Annotated in this window: 1 protein-coding gene; it reads right to left on the bottom strand. The window is 57.0% G+C overall.

What is annotated here, in order from left to right:
• The coding region (locus RISK_RS25790) for a DUF4347 domain-containing protein (RefSeq protein WP_083435178.1) at nucleotides 1–7,240 on the bottom strand (7,240 nt) is incomplete at its 3' end.
• Nucleotides 7,241–7,450: the final 210 nt, after the last annotated feature.

The raw sequence follows: 7,450 nt of genomic DNA, 5'->3' as shown, positions 1-7,450 counted from the left end.
TTTCGAACAGGCCGGCGTCGGTGCCTGACAGCGACAGCGTGTTCGTGCCAGTTCCATCATCGGTGAGGATGATGTCGGCCATCTTGATGCGTGAACCGGTGGCGGTGGATTCCGGCAACGAATCACCGCTCTGGCTGAGCGTCACGACCGGGGCGGAGTTCACGTCGGTGACGTTGATCGAGAACGCTTGGCTGTCGTCCGGCGTGGAACCGACGGTGTTGTCGTCGACGGAAACGGTGACATCGAGGACGCTGTTGCTGTCAAAGTCGAGCGTGGCGTTGTCGATCAACCAGACCTCGGTGCCATCGATTCGGAACAGGCCTGCATCCGCACCGGACAGCGACAATGTTTCGGTGCCGAGGGCATCATCGGTGATCGTGACGTCGGCGACTTTCATACCGGACGAAGTGTCTTGTCCCTCGCTGATCGTTGTGACGAGGTTGGACAGACCGAGGGTGGGTGCTTCGTTGACATCCGTGACGGTCAGAGTGAAGTTGGTCGATGAATCGATGCCAGAACCCAGCGAGGTGTCGTTGACATTGACGGTCACATTCAGGGCGGGTTTTGATTCGTAGTCGAGGGCCGAGTCACCGGTCCAGAACAATTCTGTGCCGTCGATTTCGAACAGGCCGGCGTCGGTGCCTGACAGCGACAGCGTGTTCGTGCCAGTTCCATCATCGGTGAGGATGATGTCGGCCATCTTGATGCGTGAACCGGTGGCGGTGGATTCCGGCAACGAATCACCGCTCTGGCTGAGCGTCACGACCGGGGCGGAGTTCACGTCGGTGACGTTGATCGAGAACGCTTGGCTGTCGTCCGGCGTGGAACCGACGGTGTTGTCGTCGACGGAAACGGTGACATCGAGGACGCTGTTGCTGTCAAAGTCGAGCGTGGCGTTGTCGATCAACCAGACCTCGGTGCCATCGATTCGGAACAGGCCTGCATCCGCACCGGACAGCGACAATGTTTCGGTGCCGAGGGCATCATCGGTGATCGTGATGTCGGCGACTTTCATACCGGACGAGGTGTCTTGTCCTTCGCTGATCGTTGTGACGAGGTTGGACAGACTGAGCGTGGGGGCTTCGTTGACGTCGGTGACGGTCAACGTGAAGTCTGTCGAGGAATCGATTCCGGCGCCGAGCGAGGAGTCGTCTACATTGACTGTCACATCGAGCGTCGATGCGGTCTCGAAATCGAGGCTTGTGCCGCTCTTCAGAAACAATTCGTTACCATCGATCTCAAACAAAGCCGCGTCGTCGCCTGACAAAGACAGCTCATTCGTTCCCGTGCCATCGTCGGTGACGGTGATGTCCGCCATCTTGATTCGTGTGCCTGTTGAGGTGTCTTCTGCAAGCGACGTTCCTGCTTGGCTCAGGCTCACCGTTGGCGACGAGTTCACGTCTGTCACGGACATCGAATGAGCGACGCTATCCAGAGCACTGGCGGACAAGCTCGCGTCGTAGACTTCGACCGTCACGTCCAGCGTCGGATTGCTATCGAAATTCAGTGCGGCGTCGTTGACCAACCAGAGCTCTGTGCCATCAATGCGGAACAAGGCCGCATCGGCTCCGACTAGCGCAAGCGTTTCGGTGCCGAGGGCATCATCCGTGACGACGATGTCAGCGACCTTCATGCCGGACGACAGGTCCGCACTTTCGCTGATCGTGGTGACTTGATTGGCCAGACCGAGCGTGGGGGCTTCATTGACGTCGGTGACGGTCAACGTGAAGTTGGTCGATGAGTCGATGCCCGCGCCCAGCGCGGTGTCGTCGACATTGACGGTCACGTTCAGGGCGGGTTTTGATTCGAAGTCGAGGGCTGAGTCACCGGTCCAGAACAATTCGGTTCCGTCGATTTCGAACAGGCCGGCGTCGGTGCCTGACAGCGACAGCGTGTTCGTGCCGGTTCCATCATCGGTGAGGATGATGTCGGCCATCTTGATGCGTGAACCGGTGGCGGTGGATTCCGGCAACGAGTCGCCGCTCTGGCTGAGCGAAACGACCGGGGCGGTGTTCACATCGGTGACGTTGATCGAAAACGCTTGGCTGTCGTCCGGCGTGGATCCGACGGTGTTGTCGTCAACGGAAACGGTGACATCGAGGACGCTGTTGCTGTCGTAGTCGAGCGTGGCGTTGTCGATCAACCAGACCTCGGTGCCATCGATTCGGAACAACGCGGCATCCGCACCGGACAGGGACAACGTTTCGGTGCCGAGGGCATCATCGGTGATCGTGATGTCGGCGACCTTCATTCCGGACGAGGTGTCTTGCCCTTCGCTGATGGTTGTGACGAGGTTGGACAGACTGAGGGTGGGTGCTTCGTTGACATCGGTGACGGTCAACGTGAAGTTGGTCGATGAGTCGATGCCCGCGCCCAGCGCGGTGTCGTCGACATTGACGGTCACGTTCAGGGCGGGTTTTGATTCGAAGTCGAGGGCCGAGTCACCTGTCCAGAACAATTCGGTTCCGTCGATTTCGAACAGGCCGGCGTCGGTGCCTGACAGAGACAGCGTGTTCGTGCCGGTTCCATCATCGGTGAGGATGATGTCGGCCATCTTGATGCGTGAACCGGTGGCGGTGGATTCTGGCAACGAGTCGCCGCTCTGGCTCAGCGAAACGACCGGGGCGGAGTTCACATCGGTGACCGTGAGCGAAAACGGGTCGGTATCGTCCGGACTGGAACCAACGGTTGCGTCGTCCACCGACACAAAGAGATTTAAGACGCTTTGAGTGTCAAAATCGAGTTCCACGCTCTCCTTTAGGTACAACTTCGTGTTTGAATCACGCAGTTCAAAGAAGGCGGCGTGGGCACCAAACAAATTGAATGTGTTGGTTCCTTGTCCATCATCGGTGAGCACGACGTTGGCCACATGCACGCCACCGGTTAGGTCAGCGTCTTCCGAAATGGATCCCAACACCGTCGTGATATTGAAGGAAGGAGCAGCGTTGGCCTGGATGACATCCACCGTGAAGGTTTCTTCGGTGAACGATGAATCCGTGCTGGTGGCGCGGACCGTGAAGCTGTGCTCGGATGCGGTGGAGTAGTCCAGTGTGGCAGCCAGTGTGACGATTCCGGTTGCCGAGTTGATCGTGAACTTAGAATCGGGATCACTCACCAAGCTGTATGTCACCGTTTCGCCATCCGTGTCGGCGGCGAAGGCCTGGACGCCGACCGTGTCGCCGATGTCAGCATCTTCATCGACTTCGTTGGAATCGGTGTCGCTGTCAGCGATCGAGCTAATCGGCGAATTGGCGGAGGTTCCCTCCACGAAGGTGAGTGAGTTGATTTCTTGATCGTCGAATTGGTTCAGTCCAATGTCCGTGCCATCGAACAGCAATTCCACGGAAGCGACGGATGCATTGCCGCCAATTCGGGTGGACGTCATGGTCAACCGAAAGACGTCTTGGTTTGTCCCGGTCACTCCACCGATGGTGGTCGACGATTCACCACCTGCATGAACGGAAATCAGTAGATCGCCGGCGTTGACGGCGACGCCGCCAATCGTTGTGTTGGACTCAACGAGATGCAGCCCAGCGATTTCTTCGTTGAAGTCCAAGTTGCCGCCGTTGTTGTTTTCGACGGAGTCATCTCCTTCGATCAGGATTGCTTCGGTACCGGATGTGTTTGATTCACCGACTGTGTCTGCGGTGTAGGTGTAGACTCGATCGTCTTCGCTACCCGACCGGGTGAACAGGAAGGTTCCTTGGCTGAGAGTGGTGTCCCCAACCGTGACGCCACCGACACTTTCGACCAGCGAAATCCCTTGGATGTCATCTCCTCCCAGAGGATCTTCGAGCAAGAGAAAGAAGTCTCCGGAGGAATAATCCCCTGGCGTGGACGCACGAAACACAATCACGTCTTCGCTGTCAAATTCCTTGTCGGGTTCCGTGGCACTCGAAAAATCGATGCCGCTCTTGTCAATCGCAAAGATCAGGTCGCCTGCTAGCAACTCAAAGCTGTTGGTCCCCGAACCGACGCTCAACCCGGACCAAACGGCATGCATCCCGGCAATGGAAACATTCGTTTCCGAGATGAAGTTTTCTAAACGGAAACCGGAAGTGGATGCCGAGCCGCTGGTGCTGTTCCCCAGAGTCAATCCAGGGTCACTGATTTGAATCGTTTGGTCATTTCCCCAGTTGGGCAAACCTGTGACACCTGACTCGCTGACATCCTTGTCCGTGCTGAACCAAAGGCCGTCGAGTTCGGCTTGGTTTTGAACACGCAGCGTGAGGGTTTGCGACGTGATGTTTCCCACGGAATCAGCGACGTTCACAACGAGGGAGTACGACGATTGGTTTTCGTAATCCAACACCCCGTCGGTCAAAATCAATTCATCTGAATTTCCGCCACCGATCGTGAACTTTGCGGCGTCCGGGCCACCCGCGACGGTGTAGGTGAAGGTTTCGTTTTCATCCGCATCGATGGCTGACAACTGACCCACACTCAGGCCCGCCGCGGTGTTTGTGTTCTCGACCAATTCATTGGGTTGAAACCCAATTGAAATGGGAGCTTGGTTGGTTTGCGAGGCTCCCAGTGAGATCCCACGCGGCGTGCCCAAACCTGTGATTCCGAGACTGGTGACATTGTTGCCATCCAGATCAGACATGGAGATCCCAGGCGAGTTGGAATCGGTCCAGTACAACTTTTGGTTGACGTGATCGATCGTCAACCCGTCGGGGTGAGTCAGGCCGGAATCAATCAAGGCACTGCGATTCGTCCCGTCGAGATCGGCACGCCATATTTCATTGTCAGTTCCGGCGACGGTGTAATAGAGCGTGTCATTGGCGATGTCGAGAGCCAAACCATTGACTGCGTTGCCAAAGCCAGCCTGGGTGAAAAGAGTGGTTCGGTTGGAACCGTCCAGGTCCATGCGTTCGACTTTTTTTGTCAGCTCGTCACTCCAATAAATATGGCCGTTGACGAGGTCCAGTTTGATGTCGTCTGGTTTGGTCAGGTTAAAGCCCGCCGTCACCAACGCAAGTGTTTCCGTATTCCCGCCATCCAGGTCCGAGCGTTTGACGGCATTGTAGGCGTCACCGTCTTCCACCCAATAGATCTTGTCGTTGGCGAGATCAATCGCCATCCCTCGAGGCTCATCCAATCCCGTGAGAACATTCACCAGTCCTGTGCCGTCGAAGTTGACACGGCGAATGCGATCGCTATTCGGTTCTGAAAAATAGATGTGTTGATTGACGGAATCCACGAACAGTTCGTCTGGCGTTGACAATCCACTGCGGACCGTTTGGACATCGGTCCCATCCAGTTTGGATGAACGAATCTCATCGGTTCCACTGTCGATCCAGAAGATACGATCGATCACGCCAGCCTGGGCTTGATAGGATCCGCTGTCGAGTCGTCCGTCCAGCGAACTGTACCCGCGTGCGTCTTCGCCAACTTCATTCTCTGGTTGGCCAGCATCGATCGCCGCGCTGCTGCCTTGCAATTTGTGTGTTTGGACATAGCCGCCGTTGTTGGCGAGCGTCCCCAAATCCGCGTTTTGGCCGATGAGGTCGTCGCCGCCAAACCCGGATGCCGATCCGAGATTTCCAATCAGGTTGCCACCGCTGGAAGTGAATGTCCCCTGGACATCAGGACTCGCGTTGATTCCCGTGTTGCCAGTGACAATCGAATTGGCAACGGTTGTGGTGCCCGACTCAACAAAGATCCCCCCACCGACGGTGGAGGTGTTGAGCGTGATCGTCGAATGAACAACGTTCGTGACTGCCTTCGTGTAGATTCCGCCACCGACGTTGGTGCCCGTGTTGCCACTGATGGTGACGTTGGTCAACGATGTCAGCGTGGCATCTGCCTCAACGAAGATAGCACCACCAACGGTTGCCACATTGCCAGACAAGGTCACACGGTTCAAGTGGGCGGTTCCGCGGTTTTGGATCCCGCCGCCGGTGTTGGTGCTTTGCCCGGCGATGCCACCGTTGTCGATGATGGAAACGTCGGTCAGTTCAATGGTTCCGTAGTTGCTGATTGCTCCACCGTCGACCCCGGAGTTGTTCGTCAGCAGAGCTCGATCCACGATCAGTCCGGTCGAGGCGTTGACTTGAATGCCACCGCCCGAGTTGGAACCAGAACGTCCACCTTGCAAGGTCACATCCGAGATTGTCAACGTGCCTCCACGAACGTCAAAGATTCGGCTGAGTTCTCCCCCGTCAATGATCGTGTTGTTGATCCCATGCCCGACGATGGTGACATCCTTCAGGATATCGAGGTCGCCATAGGAATTGACGTCATCTTCCGATTGATGACGGGTGAGTTGGAAGACCGTCGATGTGTCCAGGGATGCGTCGAAAACGATTGTGTCCCCGCCGGCACCCGCATTGGCCAATGTGATGGCCTCTCTCAACGACATTTCGCCATTGTCGTTGGACTCGTCAATCCACGTGGTGACTGTGATCGTGGCCAGCTTGTGACCCCAGGTGTCTTGGAACGCTTCGCTGACAACGACATCGCTGTCAATGATCCCGGTCGCATATTCCAGGTCCCAGTCCGCGTTGTAACGAGCGTGTCCGGTGTCGTCATCGCTGGCGGCCACATCCGCGCCCGTCAGTGCCGCGATGGAGTCGACCAGCGTTCTGCCCGAGGCATCGGCGGCCAGATCGCAGCCATAAAAAAGGATGTCTGCATCCGATGTCAGGGCGTGCTGCCAAGATGCGATCTGACCCGCGTGGGCATCCAGGTTGTCCGCCCCAAGCCACAGGTTTCCCAGTCGAACCGAGGCATCTTCCGCGTGCGAAATGATTTGCAACGAACGGATGCCGGTGCGTGATTCCAAAAGCTCAGTGATCTGCGCGATCCCATCTCGATCCGCGTCCAGGACAATCACTTCGCTGCCCTCGCGATGCAGACGCAGGTCTTCCAGCAACGCCTCCAGGTCCGGTGTCAGCGCATCAATGAAAATGATCTCGCTGGCGACGGAGGCCGACTGTTCCTCGGGATTTTGAACGCTCGATGAGGTGGTGCTCTGTTGTGCTTCGGTTTCCGAATCCAAGGGGATTTCCATTACCGTTGCGGTGGCAGACGCTTCCCCCAAGGAGGCCCCGTCCATCATCGCGGGATCGATCGGCGTGGCACTGAACAGCACCATGGGTTCGAGCGTGCTGACATTGGGGGATCGCTTGCCGTGAGACGCTGGGCCGCGAGACCAAACGGAATGCTGCGCCAATGTCACGACGTGATCCACCCTCAAGCAGCAATGCTGCCACCAGTGTTTCGTCCATTTTGACATTGGATCCCTCGCACATCTGTGTTCGAACAAGGGACAACAGCTTCGACACAGGTTTGCTCACGGTACAACCCATTGGTGTGGGCCGGTCGTCCGCCGAAACGTAGGCGACAAAACAACAGGAGGCCGCGAAAACAGGTTGGGTAAACCAAGTTTTCTTTCTGGCCTGGTGAAGATGTGCGGTTTGCAACGTTCGTTTCATCCGCGGGGCCG

Source organism: Rhodopirellula islandica (assembly GCF_001027925.1).
GTDB classification, from domain to species: domain Bacteria; phylum Planctomycetota; class Planctomycetia; order Pirellulales; family Pirellulaceae; genus Rhodopirellula; species Rhodopirellula islandica.
Note: the sequence above shows the minus strand (reverse complement) of the source record. Positions and strands in the feature narration are given on the sequence as shown.